The sequence below is a fragment of the Candidatus Hydrogenedentota bacterium genome, from assembly GCA_013359265.1.
Lineage (GTDB): Bacteria > Hydrogenedentota > Hydrogenedentia > Hydrogenedentales > SLHB01 > JABWCD01.
Genome location: JABWCD010000004.1, coordinates 186,838 through 210,962 on the forward strand (window position 1 = coordinate 186,838; position 24,125 = coordinate 210,962).

Annotated in this window: 17 protein-coding genes; 9 read left to right on the plus strand and 8 right to left on the minus strand. The window is 59.1% G+C overall.

The window, feature by feature from the left end; genetic code table 11:
• Window positions 1–117: 117 nt before the first annotated feature.
• Together HUU46_04610 and HUU46_04615 are read right to left on the minus strand one after the other, a co-directional pair.
• Window positions 118–885 (minus strand): hypothetical protein, encoded by a 768-nt coding sequence (locus tag HUU46_04610; GenBank protein NUM52907.1) that lies wholly within the window; start codon window positions 883–885, stop codon window positions 118–120.
• A 40-nt stretch (window positions 886–925) separates the two neighbouring features.
• Window positions 926–1,753, minus strand: coding sequence for an alpha/beta hydrolase (locus HUU46_04615; GenBank protein ID NUM52908.1), 828 nt, complete (start codon window positions 1,751–1,753; stop codon window positions 926–928).
• 141 nt (window positions 1,754–1,894) lie between these two features.
• On the opposite strand from HUU46_04615, the gene HUU46_04620 reads away from it, so the two are divergent.
• The 5 genes from HUU46_04620 to HUU46_04640 all read left to right on the plus strand — a co-directional run bounded on the left by HUU46_04620 (window position 1,895) and on the right by HUU46_04640 (window position 9,971).
• Window positions 1,895–3,481 (plus strand): alginate export family protein, encoded by a 1,587-nt coding sequence (locus HUU46_04620; GenBank protein NUM52909.1) that lies wholly within the window; start codon window positions 1,895–1,897, stop codon window positions 3,479–3,481.
• 73 nt (window positions 3,482–3,554) lie between these two features.
• Window positions 3,555–4,925 carry a TrpB-like pyridoxal phosphate-dependent enzyme gene (locus HUU46_04625; protein NUM52910.1) on the plus strand — a complete coding sequence of 457 codons (1,371 nt, stop codon included), beginning with the start codon at window positions 3,555–3,557 and terminating at the stop codon, window positions 4,923–4,925.
• Between the two features lie 201 nt (window positions 4,926–5,126).
• Window positions 5,127–7,025, plus strand: a complete 1,899-nt coding sequence (locus HUU46_04630; protein NUM52911.1) for an acyl-CoA dehydrogenase family protein — start codon at window positions 5,127–5,129, stop codon at window positions 7,023–7,025.
• Window positions 7,026–7,134: 109 nt separating this feature from the next.
• Window positions 7,135–8,307 carry a CoA transferase gene (locus tag HUU46_04635; protein ID NUM52912.1) on the plus strand — a complete coding sequence of 391 codons (1,173 nt, stop codon included), beginning with the start codon at window positions 7,135–7,137 and terminating at the stop codon, window positions 8,305–8,307.
• Window positions 8,308–8,417: 110 nt separating this feature from the next.
• On the plus strand, window positions 8,418–9,971 hold the full coding sequence (locus tag HUU46_04640; GenBank protein NUM52913.1) for a sialate O-acetylesterase: 1,554 nt from the start codon (window positions 8,418–8,420) through the stop codon (window positions 9,969–9,971).
• 330 nt (window positions 9,972–10,301) lie between these two features.
• Here HUU46_04640 and HUU46_04645 read toward each other — a convergent pair whose 3' ends face one another.
• Together HUU46_04645 and HUU46_04650 are read right to left on the minus strand one after the other, a co-directional pair.
• Complete coding sequence (locus tag HUU46_04645; protein ID NUM52914.1) at window positions 10,302–11,234, minus strand: diguanylate cyclase; 933 nt, start codon at window positions 11,232–11,234, stop codon at window positions 10,302–10,304.
• Window positions 11,235–11,456: 222 nt separating this feature from the next.
• On the minus strand, window positions 11,457–12,203 hold the full coding sequence (locus HUU46_04650; GenBank protein ID NUM52915.1) for a tetratricopeptide repeat protein: 747 nt from the start codon (window positions 12,201–12,203) through the stop codon (window positions 11,457–11,459).
• 309 nt (window positions 12,204–12,512) lie between these two features.
• Here HUU46_04650 and HUU46_04655 point away from each other — a divergent pair, with 309 nt between their 5' ends.
• The 4 genes from HUU46_04655 (at window position 12,513) to HUU46_04670 (ending at window position 18,762) form a co-directional block, all read left to right on the plus strand.
• The gene (locus HUU46_04655) at window positions 12,513–14,921 is read left to right on the plus strand and encodes a methyltransferase domain-containing protein (GenBank protein NUM52916.1); all 2,409 of its coding nucleotides are present in this window, start codon (window positions 12,513–12,515) and stop codon (window positions 14,919–14,921) included.
• A 135-nt stretch (window positions 14,922–15,056) separates the two neighbouring features.
• Window positions 15,057–16,340, plus strand: a complete 1,284-nt coding sequence (locus HUU46_04660; GenBank protein NUM52917.1) for a 6-phospho-beta-glucosidase — start codon at window positions 15,057–15,059, stop codon at window positions 16,338–16,340.
• 59 nt (window positions 16,341–16,399) lie between these two features.
• On the plus strand, window positions 16,400–17,290 hold the full coding sequence (locus tag HUU46_04665; protein ID NUM52918.1) for a phosphoribosylaminoimidazolesuccinocarboxamide synthase: 891 nt from the start codon (window positions 16,400–16,402) through the stop codon (window positions 17,288–17,290).
• Window positions 17,290–18,762, plus strand: a complete 1,473-nt coding sequence (locus tag HUU46_04670) for an amidophosphoribosyltransferase (protein ID NUM52919.1) — start codon at window positions 17,290–17,292, stop codon at window positions 18,760–18,762. Before HUU46_04665 ends, HUU46_04670 begins: the two co-directional genes overlap by 1 nt.
• Here HUU46_04670 and HUU46_04675 read toward each other — a convergent pair.
• The 4 genes from HUU46_04675 to HUU46_04690 all read right to left on the minus strand — a co-directional run bounded on the left by HUU46_04675 (window position 18,759) and on the right by HUU46_04690 (window position 23,442).
• Window positions 18,759–19,676: a hypothetical protein gene (locus HUU46_04675; protein ID NUM52920.1), complete on the minus strand. Its 918-nt coding sequence runs from the start codon at window positions 19,674–19,676 to the stop codon at window positions 18,759–18,761. The two genes, HUU46_04670 and HUU46_04675, sit on opposite strands and share 4 nt — an antisense overlap.
• Window positions 19,677–19,749: 73 nt before the next feature.
• Window positions 19,750–20,511: a DUF1295 domain-containing protein gene (locus HUU46_04680; protein ID NUM52921.1), complete on the minus strand. Its 762-nt coding sequence runs from the start codon at window positions 20,509–20,511 to the stop codon at window positions 19,750–19,752.
• 28 nt (window positions 20,512–20,539) lie between these two features.
• On the minus strand, window positions 20,540–21,520 hold the full coding sequence (locus HUU46_04685) for an SDR family oxidoreductase (GenBank protein ID NUM52922.1): 981 nt from the start codon (window positions 21,518–21,520) through the stop codon (window positions 20,540–20,542).
• On the minus strand, window positions 21,517–23,442 hold the full coding sequence (locus tag HUU46_04690; protein ID NUM52923.1) for a 1-deoxy-D-xylulose-5-phosphate synthase: 1,926 nt from the start codon (window positions 23,440–23,442) through the stop codon (window positions 21,517–21,519). Before HUU46_04690 ends, HUU46_04685 begins: the two co-directional genes overlap by 4 nt.
• Window positions 23,443–24,125: the final 683 nt, after the last annotated feature.

A 24,125-nucleotide genomic window follows, 5' to 3' on the forward strand; every position in this document is an offset into this window, starting at 1 on the left:
TTCCAGACGGGCTGCGGTGGAAGCCGAACCCGGGAGAGCATATCGAGGAAGTCATTGATCAGCCGTGGATCAATCCTGCCGCGGGGACGCAGTCAGCAGCGGCATAGGGACGCCGCATCAGTCACCGGCGAGGAAGTAGTTCATCTTCCATTTTCCGGATTGGTTGCTGAAGCCGGCGCGGTAATCGATGGGACTACGGACGTATTTGCCCCAGATGTAGCCGACGCGGCCATCCGGCAGTCCGACCTTTCGCCAGGGAAACGATTCGTTGCCGATAGTGGCCTCCTTGGGCTTTTCTTCATGGTGGAGGCGCACGACGATGCGTCCCACCTTGGCGATGGCGGCTGCGTTTTCGTCGGGATTGGCGCGGACGTTTACCCCGTCGCCGACGACAAGTCCATATTCAGTTTCGTCGAATTCGTCGGGTAGCGCGTAGTAGGAGTATGGGGCGATGAAGTAGGTCTCGTTGTCGCCTTTGTTGAGCTTGCCGCCGAGGCGGAGCGCTTCGCCCAATTCTTTCCACACGGGTGACGCGTCGGGATTCTCGTTGAGGTTCCATTTCTTCTTGAAGGACTCGATTCCTTCCTCTCCGTCGTAGCCATTCAGAATCGCGGGGTCGAGCGCGGCGAGGAGGGTGGAGAGGTCTTTCGCCTGCACTGCTTTCAAGAGATTGTTCCGGAATTCAAAGAGGGCGGCGTCCTTCGGTGCGTCGTCGAAAAAGGGGACGATCTTCTCAACGAATCCGGCTGGGGCTGTTGCGGGCGATTCCGCGGCGACGGCGGCGAGAGAAGACAGGAGTACCGCAACGATGGCTGCTGGCGTGGCGCACGTAGCCAAGAATCGCCGGGCGGCAACCCCGTCGGAAATCGATAGCGTTCGCTGCATGGGCCTCGGTGAACTCCGTTTGCTCGAATTTGTCTCGAGTTTACAGGGAATCGAGGAAAGTTTTCATTCCTTCGCGATAGGTTTGTTCGCTGGTGAAGATGCAGTCGTTGTGATCCCCGCGCAAATCCAGAAACATCTTGGGTTCGGTTGCGAGGTCGAAGAGACGTCGTCCGTGCTTGTAGGGGATGATGGTGTCGGCCTGGCTGTGAATGAAGAGTTTGGGTACAGAGATATTTCCGATCTTGGATTCATTGTCAAAGCGATGCTTCAGGAGCAGATTCACCGGAACGATGGGGAAAACCTCCTTCGCGATTTTGGAGACGGATAGAAAGGTGCACTGCAGTACCACGGCACGCGGTTTCACCTCCGTCGCGAGTTCGCAGGTGGCGCCGCCGCCGAGGGATTCGCCGTAGAGGACGATGCGTTTTTCGGAAACGCCGCGCGATTTCGTGAGGTAGTTCCAGGCGGCGCGGATGTCCGCGTAACAGCGCTTTTCGGAGGGACGCCCGGTGCTGTTGCCATAGCCGCCGTAGTCGTATGTGAAGATGTCATATCGGAGATCGCGGAGCATGGCGTAATGTTCGATGCGGTCCGCGATATTGCCGCCGTTGCCGTGCGAGAGAAGGATGACGCCTTCGGGGTTTTCAACGGGTATGTACCACGCGTCGGTGCGGTCATTGCCGATATTCAGAGTGATGCGCTCGTACGTCCATCCGAAAGGCGGATCGGCGGGTGTGCGCCAGACTTGTTTGCTGGCCGGGAAGATCAGCGACTCTTGAAACGCCCAGAGCAAGACGCAGCCTCCAATCACCGTCGCGGCAATAGCGAAGCCTATTCTCCGCGGGAATTGCATCCAGCGGCGTGACATTTGCGGACTCCAACCTATTGTTACGATCGAGCGACTAACAGCGTACTTGAATTCAAACACGTATGGGAGCAGTATATTTGCGTGGACCCGAGGGGGATTCGGGTCCGTGGGTTGGGGAACCCATTCGGAAGGGGGAATTCTATGTGGCGGTATTTATTTTTCGCGCTCGTACTGTGTCTGGCGGTAACTGTTTTGCCTGCGCAGGCGGAACTTCAGAACGTCCAGGTGGGCGGAGAAGTCCGAATTAAGCTGGACCTCATCTACAACTGGGCGCCCGAGCCGGGGCCGCTGGAAATCCGCGTGCCGGCGTTCTTATTGCCGAATCGGCCGATCGGCGAATTCCTGTCGGGCGCGCCGGCGTTCAACGGTCTCGGGTTGATCAGTCCGTATGCGTGGGACGACAAGACCAATAACCTCACGCTGACGGAGCAGCGTACGCGTCTAAACGTAAAGGCCGATTTCACGAACGATGTGTCGGCGTTTATGGAACTGGAGAGCTACGACTTCTGGGGCGAAGATTTTCGGTCGGACTACATCACTGGCGCCGACCGACGCGCTGCGACCGGAGACGACGTTGAGATGTATCAGGCGTATATCGACGTGAATGAAATGTACGGGATGCCGCTGCGTCTGCGGATCGGACGGCAGGAGCTTGCGTTCGGCAGCCAGTGGCTCGTGGGGCCGAAGGACTTTGGTCCGTTTTATCGCGGACGTTCGTTCGATGCGTTGCGGCTTACGTATGCGACCGACATAACGACAGTCGACGCGTGGTACTCGACGCTGGCCGAGGGCGGCATTGCCGAGGAGGATGAAGACGTTGCGTTTTATGGCGTGTACGCGACGTGCAAGGCGCTGGAGAACATCGCGTTTGACGCATATTGGCTGTGGGTCCGAGATGCACGCAGCCTGAACGACACGAACTTCATCGCGCCAATCGAATGGTTGGAGGACGCGTTCAATCTCGATGACTACGACACGACGAATTTGCATACGGTAGGGCTTCGCGCGTCAGGTGTGCTGGGGGCGTTTGACTTCGATGTCGAGACGGCCTATCAGTTCGGCGACGCGGATCGGAACGGATTCTTCTTCAAGCCGTATCTCTACGGTGACGATGGGGCGGAATACGACGCGTGGGGACTGACGGCGCAGGTTGGATATGCGTTTGACGTGGCGTGGCAACCGCACGTGTTCGCGAAGTATGCGTATTACGAGGGGGAGGATAACCGGGACATCAACTTCTGGCAGTGGCTGAACCCATTCGACCGGCCCGAGGCGAGCGTGAGTTTTAACCGGCTCTTCTCGAACCAGATGTACAACGGGTTCTTCGATCTACAGAACGATTTTTCCAACGCCCACATTTTCATGATCGGCGCACAGGCGCACCCGATGGAAGCGATCGACCTGCATGTGGACCTCCAATACATTATCGCGGACGAACCGTTCGATTCGCCGAGAACCGTAAGCCTGGGCGGCTTCAAAGTGCCGGTGGCGCCGGCGCTGTCGTTTTGGACGCAAGCGGGGGACGACGAATTGGGGTGGGTGACAGACATCGTCATCACCTATCATTACAGTGAAGACCTGATGTTCATGGCGCACTGGTCGCACCTGTTTGCGGGTGAAGGCCTCGAAGATGGATCGTTTTTCGCGGGTAATGGCACCATCTTTGGCGGCGGCTCGGACGACGATGACGGTGATTTCATTACGTTCGAAACGAGAATCTGCTTCTAACATTTATGCTGTGCGCGGCGGCGGGCCGGACCCTCGCCGCCGCTTACCCGTCACCCACGCGGAGGGAGCCGAAATGAATCGCTACAACATTCTGCTTGATCCGGGCCAAATGCCGGACCATTGGTACAACCTTATTGCGGACATGCCCGTTCCGATGGACCCGCCGTTGCACCCGGGGACGCTGAAGCCGTGCGAGGCGAGCGATCTCGCGGCAATCTTCCCCGAGCCGCTGATCCTGCAGGAAATGACGCCGCAGCGAGACATTTCGATTCCCGGCGAAGTGATGGACATTTACCGCCTGTGGCGGCCCACGCCGTTGCGCCGCGCGTTTCGATTGGAGAAGGCGCTGGGCACGCCCGCGAAGATTTACTACAAGAACGAAAGCGTCAGCCCGTCGGGCAGCCACAAGATCAATACGTCCGTGCCGCAGGTCTACTACAATAAAATCAGCGGCATCCGGGAGATTACGACGGAGACGGGCGCGGGGCAGTGGGGGACGGCGCTCTCGATCGCGTGCAGCATGTTTGACGTGAAGTGCACGGTGTATATGGTGCGCGTAAGCTACGAGCAGAAGCCGTACCGCAGGATTCTGATCGAAACGTACGGCGGCAAAGTGATTCCGAGTCCGAGCAACACGACGGACAGCGGCCGCGCGTTTCTCGCGCAGGACGCGGATACCACCGGAAGTCTGGGAATGGCGATCTCGGAGGCAGTCGAGGTCGCGGCAAAAAGCGGTGGAGCAATCAAGTACAGTCTCGGGAGCGTGCTGAACCATGTGCTCTTGCACAACTCGATCATTGGTCTCGAAGCAAAGAAACAGATGGAGTTGGCTGGAGATTATCCCGACGTGGTGATCGGGTGCTGTGGCGGCGGGTCGAACTTCGCGGGTCTCGCATTTCCGTTTGTTCAGGACAAAATCGTGAGTAAATTGAAGACGGACATTGTCGCGTCGGAACCGGCTGCCTGCCCAACATTGACACGCGGATTGTACGCGTACGACTTCGGCGATACCGCGCACCTGACGCCCTTGCTCAAGCAATATACGCTGGGCAGCAACTTTATCCCGCCCGGCATTCATGCCGGCGGACTGCGCTACCACGGCGTCGCGCAGCAGGTCGCGCACCTTACGCGCCACGGGATTATTCGGGCAGTCGCCGTGAAGCAGAATCCGGTGTTTGAAGCGAGCCTGTTGTTTGCGAAAGCGGAAGGGATTGTGCCGGCGCCGGAGTCGGGCCACGCGATTCGGACGGCGGTGGATGAGGCGCTAAAGTGCAAGGAAACTGGAGAGAAGAAGACGATCCTGTTCAATCTGAGCGGGCATGGCCACTTCGATATGTCGTCGTATGAGGCGTACCTTGCAGGCAAGCTCCAGGACTACGAGCTTGACGACGAGGTGATTCAGGCGGCGGAGGCAGGGATTCCGAAGGTCGAAGCGGTGGCATAGCGCGTCGAGGGGGACAGCCACCGTCCCCGCGACAGTTCCCGCCAATTATTGGGAACGGCTCGGATGGTTTACTTCCGGGCGTTTACCGACCCGTAAATAGGGCTTGCCTTTTCGGGCAGAACCTCCCCATAATCGAAGCGTCGAAGGTGACGCTTTGCCTGGGTCTTAGTCATGTCTCCTGCGCCGAGGGAGGGTCCGTCTATGAGTCAGCATGCCAGCGAAATCGAGTCCAGAAAGGTTGCGGAGGATTCGCGCCAGACGGAGTGGCAGCCGAGCTTCCTGCGCGAACTGTTCCTCGGGAGTTTCCGCCCCGACCTCCTCCCCGAATACCCCATGGACGGGACGTGCCCGGAGTTCAAGCCCGTCTATGAGAAGCTGCGCGACTTCTTCGCGAACGAGGTCGATCCGGTCGAGATTGACGAGACGGGCGAGTATCCGCAGCATGTGCTTGATTCGCTCGCGGAGATGGGCGCGTTCGGGTTGCTCGTGCCCAAGGAGTACGGCGGACACGGGCTGAACAAGGTCGAGTGGTGCAAGCTGATGGAGTTGCTCGCGAGCTTCGAGGGCAACCTGTTGGGCCTGCTGTCGCCGCATCAGTCGGTGGGCGTGCCGGAGACCATCAAGCAGTTTGGGACGCCAGAGCAGAAACAGACGTATTTGACGCGATGTGCGGCGGGGGACATTTCCGCGTTCGCGTTAACGGAGCCGGACGTGGGTTCTGACCCGGCGCGGCTTGCGACGACGGCGACGCTAACGCCCGAGGGCGACGCGTACATTCTGAACGGTGTCAAGCTGTGGTGTACGAACGGCACGTTGGCAAAACTGCTCATTGTGATGGCAAAACATCCCGACACGAAAAAGATCAGCGCGTTCGTAGTCGAGACCGACTGGCCCGGCGTTGAGGTGACGCACCGCTGCCGGTTTATGGGTCTGCGCGCGCTGGCCAATGGCGTCATCCAGTTCACGAACGTGCGCGTGCCGAAGGAAAATCTCGTGGGCGGCGAGGGTAAGGGGCTGAAGATCGCGCTGACCGTGCTCAACGTCGGGCGGTTGTCCGTGCCTACGGGCGCTGTGGGGACGGCGAAGAAGTGCGTCGAAATTTGCAGAAAGTGGGCGAACGAGCGCGTGCAGTGGGGGAGGCCGATCGGCAAGCACGAGGCGATATCCCACATGATTTCCGATATGACCGCGAATGTCTTCGCGATGGAGGCGGTTGCGTATCTTTCCGCGGAGATGGCCGTGCGCGGTAATTACGATATTCGGCTGGAAGCGGCCGCGGCGAAAGAATGGAACACGTGCCGAGCGTGGGAAACCGTCGATAACACGTTCCAGATTCGCGGCGGTCGCGGCTATGAGACGGAACGGTCGCTTGTCGCGCGGGGTGAGAAGCCGATTGGAGTCGAGCGCATGATGCGCGACTCCCGCATCACGAAAGTGTTCGAGGGCGCGAGCGAGATCATGCATCTATTCATCGCGCGCGAGGCGGTCGACAAGCATTTGCAGGTGGCCGGCGCGATGGTCGATCCCGAAACGCCAACAAACAAGAAGCTTGCGGCCCTGCCGCGAGTCGCGGCGTTTTATGCGACGTGGTACCCGACGCGGTGGTTGGGCGGATCGAGTTGGCGGCGTTATGACGCGCACGGGCACCTTGAATACGGCGTACTCGAAACGCACATGCGGTTTATTGAACGGCGGTCACGTAAACTCGCGCGCGAGATTTTCCACGGCATGATCGTGTACAAGGCCAAATTGCAGCACAAGCAAGTGTTCTTGTTTCGGTTGGTCGACATCGCGATGGAACTTTTTGCGATGGCATGCGCCATTCGGCGCGCGCGCACCATGCAGCACCATAAACACGCGGACGCGGAGAAGGCCGTCGAGTTGGCGGACGTGTTCTGCAAGCTCGCGCGGCGTAAGGCAGACCGCATTTTCCACGATCTGTGGCATAACGACGACGACGCGAAGTACAAGACTGCGCTCGCGGTGCTCGACGGCAGACACACCTGGCTCGAACAGGGCATCCTCGCGGAAGAGGACCTTGCGTTTCCGCCGTCACTGCTGGACGCAAAGGCATCGAGCGAACACGTCGCAATAAAGTAATTCGATCTGTAACCGCAGATTGCGCAAAGTAACGCGGATTAGTTTCGTAGAGCATTCTAATCCGTGAGAATCGGTGCGATCTGTGGACTTCCATTCTTCGGGGTATTCCATGAGCGGGCCACTGAACGGGATCAAGGTCATCGATTGCAGCCGGTTGTTGCCGGGCGGGTTTTGCACGATGCTGATGGGGGACCTTGGCGCGGACGTGATCAAGGTCGAGGAGCCGGGGCGGGGGGATTACGTCCGCGAGTTCCTGCCGTTCAAAGGCGACCAGAGTTACATGCACCTTGTGCTCAACCGCAACAAGCGCAGCATGACCCTGAATCTGAAATCGCCCGAAGGTGTCGAGATTCTCAGACGGCTGGTGCGCGACGCAGATGTATTAGTCGAAGGGTTTCGTCCGGGTGTGATGGATAAGCTCGGCGTTGGCTACAACGTCTTGAAGGAGGTGAATCCGCGCCTCGTTTACTGCGCCATCACTGGCTACGGTCAGACCGGACCGTATGCGAACCGGCCCGGTCACGACATCAACTACATGGGCATCGCGGGCGCGCTCGAATTGTCCGGTCCGAAGGATGGGCCGCCGACGATCCCCGGCTTGACGGTCGCCGATATCGGAGGCGGCGCGCAGATGGCGATCATTGGGATTCTCGCGGCATTGATAGCGCGACAGAGCACCGGCAAAGGACAATTCGTCGATATCTCGATGACCGATGGCGTGGCCTATTGGTTGTCGTTGTTTGCGGGGTGGTATTTCGGAACGGGCGTCAGCCCGAAGCGCGGCGAACACATGTTGCTTGGCCAGTTCCCGTGTTATGCGATTTATCCCGCGAAAGACGGGTACATCACCGTCGGCTGTCTTGAACCGCACTTCTGGGCAAACCTGTGTTCTGCGATTGGCCGCGGGCAGTACATCCCCGAACAACTGAATATAGACGACGCGGATCGCATCTGCGACGACTTGGCAAGTGTCTTCAAGACGAAAACGCGCGCGGAATGGGACGTTTTCTTTGCGGACAAAAACGCGTGCGTGGGTCCCGTACATCTCGTCGAGGAGGCGATGGACGACCCGCAGCTACGACATCGAACCATGTTTACGACGGTGGCACACCCTACCGAAGGAGCAATCCAGCAGTTGGGAATCCCGATTAAGTTCTCTGAAACGCTGGGACAAGTGCGCGTGCCACCGCCGAACCTCGGCGCGGATACGGACGGAGTACTCCAAGAAATTGGGTATTCGGCCGCTGAAATTGCTGCCTTCCGAGAACTGGGAACTCTCTAACGGCGGTTTGGGATGAATTTGATCGTCCCGGCGGATCATGGCGTAATGGTGCGCGGGGTATTGCGATTCTTTAGAAAGGGCAAATTATGAGGGCTACAGTTGCGTTCTTTATGACCGTGCTGCTTGCGGTTGGTTCGTCATTCGCCGCAGACGCGCCTGCGCCGAGCAAGAGCAAGCCGGAAATTACGATGCCGACGCTGTTCGTGGACCACATGGTCCTGCAGCGCGACATACACGTGCCGGTCTGGGGCACGACCACGCCAAACACGCGCGTAAGCGTATCGATTGCGGGGCAGACAGCGAAGTCGAAATCCGATGCGGAAGGCAAATGGAAGGCCGTGCTCGAGCCGATGAAGCCCGGCGGTCCGTATGCGATGCGGATCAAGGCGCGCCGCTCGACTGCGGAGATCAAAGACATCCTGATCGGTGACGTCTGGGTCTGCTCGGGGCAGTCGAACATGCAGTGGGCGGTGAAGCAGTCGAAGGACCCGGAGCAGGAGATTGCCAACGCAAAACATCCCTATATTCGCCTGTTCTCGGTGACGCGGAAGGTATCGGGCGAGCCGCTCGAGGGATGTGAAGGGAAGTGGGACGTTTGTTCACCGGAAACTATTGGCGATTTCAGCGCGGTCGCGTACTACTTTGGCCGATCAGTGGCGACAACGCTCAAAGTGCCGGTCGGGCTGATTAATACGTCATGGGGTGGGACGCCCGCCGAAGCGTGGACGAGTTACGCCAGCCTTCAGGCAAACCCAGACTGCGCTGCAATTCTTAAACGATGGGAAGAAGCGCTGGCGAACTATCCCGCGGCAAAGGCCGAATTCGACAAGGCGATGGCCGAATGGCAGAAAGCGGCCGACGCAGCAAAGGCCGCTAACCAGCCGGAGCCGAAGAAGCCGGGCGCGCCACAAGGCCCGGACTCGTCGTGGCGCGCGGCGGGACTATACAACGCAATGATCGCGCCGCTGATTCCGTATGGAATTAAGGGTGCAATATGGTATCAAGGCGAATCGAACGCGTCCCGCGCGTATCAATATCGCAGCCTGTTCCCAACGATGATTACGGATTGGCGGAAGAACTGGGGCGAAGGCGATTTCCCGTTCTTCTTCGTGCAACTCGCGAACTTCATGGAGCAGACACAGGACGCTAATGCACCGTCGGCGTGGGCAGAACTGCGCGAGGCGCAACTGCGCACGCTCGGTCTGCCGAACACGGGAATGGCGACGATTATCGATATCGGCGAAGCCAAGGATATCCACCCGAAAAACAAGCAGGACGTTGGCCTTCGGCTTGCTCTTTCGGCGTTCAAGACGGCGTACGGGTACGACTGGCCGGATCAAGGGCCGATGTACAAATCGATTCGCGTCGATGGCAACAAAGCCGTTGTGACGTTTACGGACACGGACGGTGGCTTGAAGAACAACAATGCGGGCGGTCCGCTGCGCGGGTTCGCTGTCGCGGGCGAGGACAAGGTCTATCACTGGGCGGATGTGAGCATCGCGGGTGATGATGTGATTGTGTCGTCCCCGAATGTCGCGAAGCCGGTGGCAGTGCGCTACGGTTGGGCGGACAATCCCATCTGCGATCTCTACAACGGGTTTGGACTACCGGCGTCGCCGTTCCGGACGGACGATTGGCCGGGGGTGACGGTGGACGCACGATAACCAAGTTAACTGTCGTTGTTTTGGCGCGGGACCAGTTTTGGTTCCGCGCCCTTGTTTTGCTTACGTGCGCGCGAGAATGAAAGCAATGGGAGTAAGAGCCTCTGACATTAATGCCGAAACCCCCTCAGGGTACATTCCCTAATGCGGGTGGTTGGTACCCAGGGTAGCCCCGCCTACGTCGAAGCGACTTCGGCGGGCCAACCGTGGGCTGCGCGCCGAAACCCCTTCGGGGTAAACGCAAAGACGTCATTATTGTTAGAGCCTCTAAGGGGAGCAATGGAATGATGGGGCAGGCGGCGAGAATGACCGTAAAATGATCGATAGCTGACGCTAACTTGCTTCAGCCAGGTTGAGCGCGCAGAGGCGGTCTTCGCCTTCAGGGCGGCCTTTGGCACGCAGGAGCCCGCGCATGGCTTCGCCGAGGACGAAGTCGGCGCCGAATTGTTTGCCGTTGCGGCAGGAGACGACGCCTGCGCTGAGGCGAACTTCCGTGGGGAAGCTGGGATCGGAAAAGGTTGTGCTGTCCACTTCGCACATGATTTTGCTCGCGTACCTCGTAGCTTGATCGAGCGGTGTATGGGGGAGGATGGCGGCGAACATCGTGCCGTCGAACCGCGCCAAAACGTCGTAGGTGCGCGAGTAATTGCGAAGGGCCATGCCCAATTCTACGAGTAGATCGTCAAGCGAAACGGGGCCCAATTCGTCGTCGAGCGCATGGATTTCGTCGATGTCGAATACGATGCAAGAGACGGGGTAGTCGTGGCGGTTCGCCTCCTCGACTTCTTCCTGCAAGCGTTCGAGCAGGAAACGCCGGTTGCGCAGGCCGGTGAGGTGGTCGGTATAAACGGAGTCGACCAATTCCTCCTGTTCGCGGAGGCGGTCGCGCAAGTTCTTCGTGCGCATGGCGGCATCGACGCGAATCATCACCATGGGAAGATTGTACGGTTTCGTGATGTAGTCCGCCGCGCCGAGGTGATACCCCTTGGCGATGTCTTCCTGAGACCCTTTAACACTGACAAAAATGACGACCGTGTCCCGTGATGCGGGCATGGATTTTATTTTCTCGCAGACCTCGTACCCGTTTACGTCCGGGAAGCAGATGTCGAGCAGGATGAGATCGACACCACCTCTGGCGCAGGCCTCGATAGCCTCGGTGCCGGTGTGGACGGCGAATGCGTCATAGTTGTTGCGGCGCAGCCCCTCTACCAGGACCGACGCTGCCTCTTCATGGTCGTCCGCTACGCAGACACGATATGGCTGCACAATAACCCTCTACCAAGGTAGTCAACCCTTTGCGAAATCCCCGACCCGGAATTTCTTACGGAAGTTTACCCCAGAAACGGAAAAGTTGGCAAATGATGGAATGGATAAAAGCGAGAAAACTGAAGGGGATGACCGGGAATGACTTTGCTTAAAGGCATATTCACGAATGACTTAGTTGGGGGAGGGAGGTCCCGGATCAGGTGTCCGGAGGCGGAACGGCTGTTACTCGGTGACGGGTTGATGAACGGCGCCGACCGGCTCTGGCAGTGCGGCGATGCGGCGGCGAACGGAATCGGCGTAGGGTGCGTTTGGGAAGCGCTCGATATATTCTTCGAGCACCTCGCGGGCCTCGTCGTGTTGGTTGAGTTCATTGCTATAGATGTCACACAATCGGTTGACAATTGACAGCGACTCTTCAGGGTCCTTGATTAGCTCGAGCGCCGCTTCGAACCAAGGGGCTGCGACCTCCGGGCGCCCGATTTTCATAAGGTTGTCGGCAGCGCGCAAGGGGGCGCGGGCTTCCTTTGGGAATCTGCGGGCGATGGAGATGAATTCGCGCGCGGCGCCCTCGTAATCGCCCCGCATCTCGAAACCCTCAGCCGCTCCGTAGCGCGGAGCTGGGGGATTGTACCGCCCCGTCGGCATCAGTACGTCCACCAGGAGGTGCGAGCCGAAGGACATGAGCAGGGGACCGTACAGGGCGAATCCGGACACGATAAGTGCGAGTACGGCAAACACAAGCGAGACAATGTCGTTTTCCAGCCAGATTTTGATCAGCGCGAACTCGAAACCAAAAAACAGAATGAGGAAGACGACAGTAAACAGCTCGACGGCGCGGTCCAGTTCGACATCGCGTACGAGGCGCTGTTGCAGCAGGTATACGCCCCACACCAAGTAGGGTATCAGGAAGAGTCCCGAGAGGACCCATGCCAGATCGAATCCAACCATGCCCAGCCGCTCAATTCCCAATTCACAGTACCTCGAGCGTCAGTACGATAGACGGAAACGGCGAAAATTTCCAGAGGGGTGCGATCTGTAAAGCGAATGTGGGCGTGAAGTCCTTGATTTAATTGGCACGTTGAGGCGGGCCGGCGCAATCTCCATACTAGCGCCATCCTGAGCATTGGCAGTCACCCTGACGCAAGAGGCAAGCGGGCCCCTTCCCCACTTATGATGTCAAGCGACGCGGCAGAAGGCACTGTAGTCAAAGTCCCTACATTGTTGTACGGGATTGTGTTCGTATGTTCCGCCGCCGTGCTCTGCATTCAGCTGGTCCATATGCGGCTGTTGTCGTTGTCGATGTGGAACAGCTTCGTGTATTGCGTCATAACTGTGGCGCTTCTGGGTTTCAGCGTAAGCGGGGGCGTTTTAACCGTTTGGCGGCGGGCACGTACGCTACCGCCCGAGCCGCTCATCGGTTGCGCGGTGTTGGGGTTCGCGCTCAACAACATCGCGGGAATGCTCCTGATCGGCGAGATCGAGATCGACGCCGTTCTCGCGTCGAAACAGCCGCTCGAACTCCTTAAGCTCGCGGTCTATTTTGTGGCGCTGGGGGTTCCGTACTTCGCGGCAGGGCTTGCCATCGGCGCATCGTTTTTGCGTTATCCCGCGGTCATCTCACGGCTCTATTTCTTCAATATGGCGGGGTCCGGCGCGGGGTGTCTGTTGTTCGTGGCGGCTTTTGGCTACACGGGTGAGCGCCTTGCTTTGGCAATGACTGCGGCGATGTGCGTTGTGGCCGTTCCGTACGTCTGGCGGGCCAGTCGCCAATGGGCTTTCCTCCACGCGGCGTGTGCTATGGCTACGCTTGCGTTGCTGCCTGCCGCATCGACGATTTTTCACGTTCAGATTTGTTCCAGCAAGACACTACGGTGGTTCCAACAACGGTTCCCGGAGGCGGTCATCGAGCAGTCCCGTTGGACGGCCGGCGGGCGTGTGGACGTGCTAGGGGGCGGCGGGCTTGCGCATGTAAACAGACGCACCGGGGAGCTCAGTCCGATGAAGGTGATCTTCACCGATGGCGACGCTTACACGCGGCTGTTGGCATACTCCGAAGGAGCTGCGTGGCCGTTCCCCACGCGTCAATTGGGTTCGGGGACAATCTACTCGCTCCGAAAGCCGAATCGCGTGGTGGTTATTGGCGTGGGCGGCGGCACGGAGGTACGCGACGCGATCGAGCACGGCGCTTCGCACGTCGTTGGCGTCGAAATCAACTCCGCGATACGCGACGCGACTGCGACCGATTACGCCGACTACAACGGCCGCTTGTCGAGCACGCCGGGAGTCCAATTGGTCCACGGCGAAGGGCGGAGCTACATCAACGGGGTACCGGACGGTACGTTCGATCTGGTGTACATGAACGGAGTGGACACATGGGCGGCCATGGCGTCGGGTGCGTATTCCCTGGCGGAGAACTACCTGTACACGACGGACGCGTTGCGTGAGTATCTACGCGTGCTACAGCCGGACGGTGCGATCAGCATCAGCCGGTACGCATTCCGGTATCCACGCGAGACGCTGCGCCTTGGGATCACGACGCTGCACGCGCTGCGCGAAAGCGGCGTGCGGGAGCCCTGGAAACACGTCGCGCTCCTGGTCGATCGCGACTGGGGCACCATTCTCGCGAAAAAGCAGCCGTTCACCGACGAGGAAATCGAGGTACTGGAAGAACTGCAAGACCAGGGCAACTTCAAGATCGCGTACCGCCCCGGAATTGAAGCCTTGCGTCTCACAACGGAGGCGTTGGCGCGGTATGGCAGGGACGTTTGGTATCCCGCGCCATACGAGGGCGCGCTCAATCCGGCTGTGGCGTACATAAGAGCGATGCAGACAGGCGACGAGGAACGGTATTTTGCGTCATATCCTTACGACGTGCGGCCGTGCAGTGATGACCGTCCATTCTTCTTCAATCCCAACAAATGGCAATCGCTCTTGATTACCCCGCCGCATTGGGCGGCGAGCGGGGGATCGTTTGCGCATGTTGTGCTTGGCGTGCTGCTATTCCTGTCGGTGGTGTGTTTGGTTGGCTTGGTGTTTTTGCCGCTGCTCCATGTATCGCGGCGCGCCGGATCGCCGCTGGTTAACGCGCGGGCGCTGGGGGCGGCATTCTATTTTTCTTGTCTCGGCGCCGGATACATGACCATCGAAATCGTCCTGATGCAAAAGCTGACGTTGTTTGTGGGCCACCCGACACACGCGATAGTCACGGTGCTTGCGACGATGCTGGTGGGATCGGGATGCGGATCGCTCGCCTCGGGGTGGCTTCGCGCCACGCCACGACGAATCGTCGCGGTGTCCGTAGCGGCGATCGCGGGTCTGGCGGTGGCATTGCAGTTCCTCACGGCGGAGTTGTTGCCGTATTGGCTGGGGCAAGACGTGTTGGTGCGCAATGTCATCGCCGCGCTGCTTGTTGCGCCGCTCGCGTTTTTCATGGGCATGCCGTTTCCGACCGGGCTGCGCGTTATCGAGGCGATTTCGCCGCACCTTACACCGTGGGCATGGGGGATTAACGGCGCGGCGGGCGTGTTCGCATCCGTGGGCGCGATAGTTGCCGCGATGGAACTTGGATTCTCCACGGTCTTGTTGATCAGCCTGGCAGTGTATTGCGCGGGTGCGGCGGTGTTTCTTCGGGTAACTCGTGCTCGGCAAGGCGAGTCACGACCCGTCCCAATCGCACAATCGATTTGAATTATTGATGCGCCCTCCGTAAACTTTCGGCGTGCCGCCGGTGCGCCAACCGGTGGGTACGCGGTCGGAATCCTGCCTCGAAACGATTTGTCCGGCCGAGTCGGATGGCAGTTCCGCGGAGGTCCCTTTCGGTTCATGAAACTTGCAGTTATTGGCGGCGGTAGTTCCTATACGCCGGAGCTGGTTGACGGTTTGTTCGAGCGGTTGGACCGCATCCCTGTGACCGAAGTCTGGATGATGGACCCGAACCTCGAACGGTTGGAAATCACGGCAGGTCTGGCTCGGCGCATGTCGGAGCGGCACGGAAGCCCCTTCACGGTCCATCACACGACGGACATGCGCGAGGCGGTGAAGGGCGCGAAATACGTTGTGACGCAGTTGCGCGTCGGTGGGATTCAGGCACGCATCGAAGACGAAAAGCTTGGTTTGCGCCATAACATCATCGGCCAGGAGACGACCGGTGTCGGTGGGTTTTGCTGCGCATTGCGGACCATTCCCCGAATACTCGATATTGCGCGGGCGATGGAGGGACTGGCGCCCGGCGGATATTTGGTGAACTTTACCAACCCGTCGGGTATCGTGACCGAGGCGCTTATCAAGCACAGCAAGGTTACGAGCTTTGGATTGTGCAATATCCCCATCGGCATCGTGATGGAAGTGGTAAAACACCTTGGATGCAAGATGGAAACCGTACAGCTCGACTACGTCGGGCTCAACCACCTTTCGTGGATTCGGCATTTTGAGGTGGACGGGAAAGACCGCACGGAAGAAGTGCTCGATAAGCTTATCGAGGTGGCGCACGAGGAATGGGACGACCCGGCGATCTGCGAGAGCATGCGCGCGGCCATGCGCAGTCTGCGCATGTTTCTTAACGGATACCTTCAGTACTTTTACGCAACCGACGCGGCCCTGGCAAAGATAAAGCGGAAAGATAAGACGCGCGGGGAGGAAGTCGTCGAAATCGAGGCAAGCCTCTTCGAGAAGTACAAGCAAAAGGAATTGAACGAAAAACCACCGGAGTTGTCCAAGCGCGGCGGCGCGCACTACTCGACCGCAGCGTTTTACTTGATCGACGCGATCGAAAACGATACCAGGAATACGCAGATCATCTGCACGCGCAACAACGGCGCGATACCGACATTCGACGACGATGCGTCCGTCGAGGTGCCGTCCGTCATCGGGAAGGACGGGGCAAAGGCGATTCCGCAGCAGGCGCCCGCCCCCGTGATTCGCGGTTTGATGCAAAACATCAAGGCCTACGAATCGCTCACCGTGCAGGCGGCGGTCACCGGCAATCGGGAGACGGCATTCCAGGCGTTGCTCGAACATCCCCTGACACCGGACGCCGCGGGGTGCCGGGCGCTCTTGGACGATTTGCTCGAAGTGAACCGGGCACACTTGCAAGGGACATTTTTCTGAATTCAATGGTTCTGAGCCAGTCGAGTGAACGTTCGAAAGGAGACGCGAGTACCGCAATGATGTCGAATGCACTTTGTGAAACGAACATCCCGGAACGCGCGCCCAGCGCGAGAGGTAAGGTACGCGACATTTATGATCTGGGCGACCGGTTGCTTATCGTGGCGACCGACCGAATTTCCGCGTTCGACTGGGTTAATCCGGTAGGAATTCCCGACAAAGGCAAGATACTTACGCAGATGTCGCTTTTCTGGTTTGAAATGATGAGCGACCTCGTTGAAAACCACCTCATCTCCGCGGACATCGCCGACTTCCCGCCGGAATTCCGCGCGTACCCCGAACAGTTCGAGGGGCGGTCGATGCTCGTGCGCAAGTGCAAGATGTTTCCCGTCGAGTTTGTTGTGCGCGGATACCTTGCGGGCAGCGGATGGAAGGAATACCGTGAGCGCGGCACCGTCTGCGGAATTAAGTTGCCGGCGGGGCTTGTTGAATCGAGCAGGTTGGATACGCCCATTTTCACTCCGGCTACCAAGGCGGAATCCGGGCACGACATCAATATCTCGCCCGGCGAAGCGGCGGAAGCGATCGGGAAGAACTGGTGCGATCGCGCGTCGTCGGCGGCGATTGCCGTGTATTCGCGTGGACGCGAGTACGCTGCGTCCCGGGGTATCATTCTGTGCGATACTAAGTTCGAGTTTGGCACGAGGGGTGATACACTCGTGCTGGCGGACGAGATTCTGACGCCGGATTCGTCACGCTTTTGGCCCGCGGATCAGTACGATCCGGGGCGCGGCCAGCCCAGTTACGACAAGCAGTTTGTGCGTGACTGGCTGGAGACGACGGACTGGGACAAGAACTCGCCGCAACCGGCGTTGCCCGAAGCAGTGGCGCTTCGGACGCGCGAAAAGTATGTCGAGGCCTATCGATTGCTTACCGGCAAGAGGGACTTTTGATGTCGCAGATCGACGCTGACCCGGACGAATCGGAGCACCATCCCGACGGCGATCACGTGCGCGAGGAGTGCGGCGTGTTCGGCGTGTTTGGTCACCCGGATGCGGCGACCTTGACGTACCTTGGCCTGTATGCGTTGCAGCACCGGGGCCAGGAGGGCGCCGGAATCGTCGCGTCGGACAATGGGCAGTTGATTGGGCATCGCGGCGTGGGTTTGGTCGCCGATGTATTTAAGCCACACCGTCTGAAGCCGCTGAAAGGCGACATCGCGATAGGGCATGTGCGGTATTCGACGTTCGGCACGAGTGTGCTCGAAAACGTACAGCCCTTCATGCGGTCCTACCGGTACGGTTCGGTTGCATTGTGCCACAACGGCAACCTGACAAATGCGTCTGTATTGCGCGACGAACTCGAGGCGGACGGGCATATCTTCCAGGCGACTTCGGACACGGAAGTCATCATCCACTTGATCGCCAAGTCGCGTGAGGCGTCTTTCGTGGACTGCGTAATCGACGCGCTGCACAAAGTGGTTGGCGCGTATTCGATTCTTGCGACGAATGGCGAAGAAATCGTCGCGGCGCGGGACCCGCATGGATTCCGCCCGCTGGTATTGGGCAAGCTGGGCAGCGCGTACGTACTCGCGAGCGAGACCTGCGCGCTCGACATTATTGACGCCGAATACGTCCGGGATGTCGAACCGGGCGAAATTCTGGTTATCGATCGCTCCGGAATCCGGTCCGTTCAGCCCTTCGAGCGCGTTACACCGCACCCGTGCATTTTCGAGTACGTGTACGTCGCACGCCCGGACAGCGTAGTGTTTGGTCGCAGCGTGGACGAAGTCCGCAAGCAGCTTGGGCGCAACCTCGCCAAGGAAGACCAGGTGGAAGCGGACCTTGTAATGGCCGTCCCCGATTCGTCGAACCAGGTGGCGCTGGGGTATTCGCATGAATCCGGTATACCGTTCGACATGGGATTCATTCGCAACCACTATGTTGGCCGGACGTTTATCGAGCCGGATCAGCAAATTCGCGATTTCGGCGTGAAGATCAAACTCAATCCCGCGCGGTCCGCGGTACAGGGCAAGAGAATCGTTCTGGTGGACGACAGCATCGTTCGAGGCACAACCTCAAAGAAGATTATCAAGATGTTGCGCAAATGCGGCGTGAAGGAGATTCATTTCCGCATCAGTTGCCCGCCAATCATCAATGGGTGTTACTACGGCATCGATACGCCGCAGAAGGAAAAGCTCATTGCCGCGAAGATGACCGTGGAGATGATGCGCGACTTCCTCGGTGTGGATACGCTGAAGTTCCAGACGATTGATGGGATGGTTGACGCGACGGGCATGCGCAAAGACCAGTTCTGCCTGGCATGCTTCAATAATGCCTATCCGACCCTCATCCCGCAGGACTTTGAACTCAACAAGCGCGAGTTTCGCCGCCATGTCGATACGAGCGTCGATTTGGCGCGTTAGAGTCCGCCCATTCCCGTGATAAGCCAGCGTTCGCCGTTGCGTTCGGCGATGACGGTGAGCGCCGTCTGATCGTTTGGCCCGATGAATTGGACAGGGGCGAACTTCACTTTATCGCCGTCGAATTCGATTTTCGCTTGCGAGGTGTCGAGAATCGATCCCTTGAATCCCCCTTGCAGCTCGTACGCTTTCAACAACGCTCGTACTTCGGTCTTTCCACCTTGTTCGAAAGCGAAGTTATCCGAGAATGCCGTCATCATGGTGTCAATGTCGCCCGCTTCCGTCGCCGCCTTCATCGTGTTGATCATGACGCGAACCCGCTCTTCGTCGGTCATGGCGGCGCTGACCGCTATGCCTTCGCCGGCTTTTGGCGCCCAGAAGCCGAGAAAGTTCCGCATGACGTAAATGGAAAAGACGATGACGACAAGCGCGGCCGCAGTTCCCGCATACTTCAAAATGGTCCGCCACGGTAAGGGCTTCTTGACCTTCGACTGAATCCAGATACCACCGACGTTGACACGTTCGCCCGCTTCGGCGCGCTTGTGTTTGTCCTCCAGATTGCCGAGCGTTTCGTTGACCGTAATGAACGAGCGGTGCCACTCGCTTTGGAGTTTGCGGACGGCGACCTCGGATTGTGCGTAGATGTTCTCCAGGCTCGTCGCACTGGAAACGATGTTGATGACGTCGACGGTGAACTTGCAGTCGGGGCCGAGCCGATCGCTGAGGACGCGGTGGTCGCGGGCAAGCTTGCTTTTCAGTTGCAGGAAGTAGGTTTCAAGTTGGAGTTTGTTTACGCCCGGTGTCGTGTACGCGCCGAGAAGCTGGTTGAATTTGAGCCAATCGTTCATGAATTCGCGCGTACGCGCGATGTAACCGTCGAGTACGTCGATACCGTGCACCTGTACCCGGGAAGCCATGGTTCGGGAGACTCCAGCCCAGCCTTGCACTCCCATGAAAGCAGGCCCGGGCGGGTTTGTCAATATCGCCGGGTCACAGGACGAACGGAATTATGGCTTTTCGATCCGGGGGATACTCCGCGAACTGTTCCCGATACCAGCGGTGGTTCGAGAGGGCGCGGGGCACGAGATTGGCGGCAGTCCACACGGCGAACACCAGGCCCGCTGGGGACCACGTCAACAATGCCCATCCGCACCATTCGATACATTCGCCGAAATAGTTTGGGCAGGAAATCCAGCGGTAGAGGCCGCCGCGTGGAATCGAGTAGCCGGATTCACGGTCCTTGCGGAGGGCTATTAGGATTCGGTCAGACTGGATGTTGATCGCAAGACCGCACGCAAACACCAAAAGTCCGGCGACGAACCGCGGGTCCGTAAGCCACGCGACGAAGTACGATTCCGTCGCCCAAGCCAGGTGGCGGCCGTTGAGATAACCATTGAATACGTTAAATGTCACGCCTGAGAGAACGATGGTCAGGGGCATACGTTTACCGCGTGTGTGGAGCAGAAACGGGAAAACGTAGGTGCGGTAGAGATAGTGCGTTTGCCAAATCGCGAGCAGTATCCAGGCGATACCAAGCGCGCTACTGCGCGCCGAGAGGCAGAAGTAGAGAATCGACAGGACCGCGGGCGTTTCCATGAGGATCCAGCCAAGTCGATTCGGCACTGTCGGTCCCCAGCCCGTGCGGACGTGGCGTCCGTATGGCGCCGTGAAGAACAACAGAAAGCAGAAGACGATTAAGGCGGAAACGAAGCCGGCGAAAAGCATGTAGTCGTAGAACTGACGTTCGGTCATTGTCGCTGAAATCCAAGTTTGGACTGATTCATGAAGTCCCGCGTTCGGCGAACCAGCGGTAGGTGTCCGCAAGCGTCTCGTGCAACTGACGCGGCGCGTAGCCCAGTTCGCGCGCGGCTTTTTCGTGAGACACGCGTTGGTGGTGCGTAATGGCGCGCAACGCATCTCTGGTGAACTTCGCAGGTTTTCCCGACAGCTTTCCGGCGAAGACGGCGAAGGGCAGCGCGAGTGTTGCCATCCAAACCGGGGTCTGGAACCGCGGTGGAGGGACTCCCGTAACTTCGCTTGCCATTCGGGCGAGTTGCAGGAGGGAGCGGTGGTGTCCGGCGAGCAGATAGCGCTCGCCTGAACGTCCCATCCGGCTTGCTGCCTCGGCGCCGATGCTGACGTCGCGCGCATCCACCCAGTTGAACCCTCCCCGGACGACAGCGGGCATGCGCCGTGCCTTTAGATCGAGCAGCAGCTTTCCCATCGGGGATGGCTTGAAATCGTTCGGGCCAACGACGGCGGTTGGATTCACGATGACGACGTCAAGTCCGCGATCGATTCCCTTTAGCGCCTCGAGTTCGCCGGCCACTTTCGAGCGATCGTAGTCCGGTAGATCGGGGCCGTCCGCGAGGGCGCGCGTTTCCGTGACGACTTCGTCAGCCGGATACGGAGAGAACGCATGTATCGAACTGCAATGCACCATCCGCCGGACGCCGCACGCGATGCACGCGTCAACAACGTTGCGCGTACCATCGACGTTCGTGCGCCAGGCGATGCCGTCCCGGTCGCGCGTAAGAATGATAATGGCAGCGAGGTGATAGACAATCTCCGCGCCCGCAAATGCGGCGCGCAAGGATTCGGGATTGAGGACCGAACCATTTGGGCGCCGGCAGGGAAGCCCATCGAGTGCGCGAGTATCGCGATTCACCAGCGCGGCAACATCGAATTGTTTTTCGATAAGTAAGCGTGCGAGGTTCGCGCCGACGTGGCCCGAGGCGCCGGTTAGGGCGACGCGCGTCACGAGACGGGATGGGTAATGCGTTGGCCCAACAGCTCACGGACGGCCGCGGAAATACTTTCGGAATCGAGGCCGATTTCGGAGAGCTGTTCGTCGCGCGTGGCATGATCGAGGAAACGGTCGGGGAATCCCAACCGCTTGATCTTCAAATCGTCCAGACCGCCGTGGTCTGCGAAGTATTCGAGGACGCCCGCGCCAAACCCGCCGGGAAGCGTATTCTCTTCGACAGTGATAATCGGCATCGCGCGGAGGCGATCCAGCAGCGTGGCGTCGAGCGGCTTAATCCAGCGCGCGTCGGCGACGCCAATGGAATAGCCTTCCCGCTGCAATGCGTCCGCGGCGGAGAGGCACGTCGCGACAACCGGACCCACGGCCAGCAAGGTCGCGTCGGAGCCTTCGCGCAGGATTTCGCCGCGGAGAATGTCGCGGCCTTCCTTCGCGCCGATTGTGGGGGCTTTGCTGCGCGCGTAGCGAATCGCGCTCGGCCCAGCCTCCGCCAGCGCCCAACTCAGCATTGCCTGAAGGTCGACATCGTCGCGCGGCGCGCACACGTTGATGCCCGGCACCAGTCTCAGGAAAGAGAGATCAAACGCCCCCTGCTGCGTCGGGCTGTCCTCGCCCACGGCCCCCGCCCTGTCAATTGCAAACACCACCGGCAAGTTTTGGAGACATACATCGTGTATGAGTTGGTCATACCCCCGTTGGAGAAACGTCGAATAGATCGCGCAAACGGGCTTCAGCCCCTGCGTGGCGAGACCTGCGCTAAAGGTGACCGCGTGCTGCTCGCAAATTCCCACGTCGAAGCAGCGGTCGGGAAATTCCTTCTCAAACTTGCTCAAGCCGGTTCCGGTGGGCATGGCAGCGGTGATGGCGACGACGCGAGAGTCTTGCCTGGCTGCCTCGATTAGTGCGTCGGCGAACACGTTCGTGAACGTGGGCGCGGCGCCGCCGCCGGAGGATTGAAACTTTCCGGTCTCGATGTCGAAGGCCTGCACTCCATGATAGGTGAGCGGATCGTCTTCCGCGTAGCTGTAGCCTTTGCCTTTTTTCGTGACGACATGGAAGAAGACAGGGCCGTGGCCGCGCTTTAGATTGGAGAGACAATCGACCAGCGTTTCCATGTCGTGCCCGTCGACGGGACCGACGTAGCGCAGTCCAAACGCCTCGAACAAGGTGCCCGGCATCAGGAAGCCCTTCACGGAATGCTCGAGGCGTTCCGCGGCCTTGGTGACATGCTGACCGAAAAATCGCTCCATAAAGGTGTGAATGTCGCCGCGCGCGCGCGAATACAAGCCGCCCGTGATCAGCTTGTTAAAGTACGCGGAGAGTGCGCCGACGTTCTTCGATATCGACATGTTGTTGTCGTTGAGAATGACGATGAGGTCTTTGTCAAGATGGCCGGCGTTGCTCAGCGCCTCGAACGCCATGCCGGCTGTGAGCGCGCCATCACCGATGACGGCAATGGCTCGACCTTCTTGTTCCGTCAGGTTGCGGGCGACGGCCATGCCCAGCGCGGCGGATATGGAAGTCGAACTGTGGCCAACGCCGAACACGTCATACGGGCTTTCGCAGCGCTTCGGGTAGCCGCTGAGGCCGCCCTTCTTGCGGATGGTCGGCAATTGGTCGCGGCGCCCGGTGAGCAGCTTGTGCGCGTAGCACTGATGCCCAACGTCCCACACGAGCATGTCCGACTCGGTGTCGAACACATAGTGCAATGCGATCGTAAGTTCCACGACGCCGAGATGCGGTGCGAGATGCCCGCCATTAACCGAGGCGGTCGCGATGATCTTGTTGCGGATTTCCTGCGCGAGCGCCTTTAGCTCTTCCACGCTGTGGCGTTTCAAATCGCGAGGCGAATTGATTCCGTCGAGAATAGGCGAATTTTGGTATTGTGGCGCTATCGACCCGTCTTGGTCCGATGCCATCAGTCTTATTTCCTTGTGCTGGGCCACTGCATGGGCCGCGCAGGGCGCGGGGTCATGCCGCGCCCCCTTTGCGCACTCCTTGCAGAGGCGTAAGTATAACCAATCTCGCGACGGAATCCCATGTACGCACCATTGTGCCCAAGTATGATCTCCGTCACGGACAACACGTTGCAGCGAAAAGGCTGAAGCGCCCGGCCGTGCCGGGCGCTTCAGATATCACCCCGATTCACCCCTGTCCCCTCTGAATCGAAATGGTACCGTAGCGTGCCACATTCGGTTTGTAAGTGCAACTAGCAGACAGGGCAGTCGCCCCGATTTCGCTGCCGAACTTGCCTGGAAATGCCACCGCCTTATGTTTCAACGTTGGGGTGATCAGCTTGAGCTCGAAAGGGGCCGCCGACATGCTTCCCGGGATAGCCGACCTGCCAGAGCTAGAGCCAGGTAGCGAGCGCGCCTTAGACACGGCGCCCGACTCGACGAAACCGCGAAATGGGCGCGGTTATGTGCTTGACTTGGACGGGGGCTACCGCTTTGCGCAGGTGTACTGTCCGCTGGCCGGTGACAGATTCAGTCCCCAGTAACACATTGTAGCGTAGTAAGTTACGGAGGGGATGTCTATTCGCAACTCAAGAACCTTCAACCTCTTGCACCTTGCGAACAACCCCGTCCGGGGAATCGGCAGA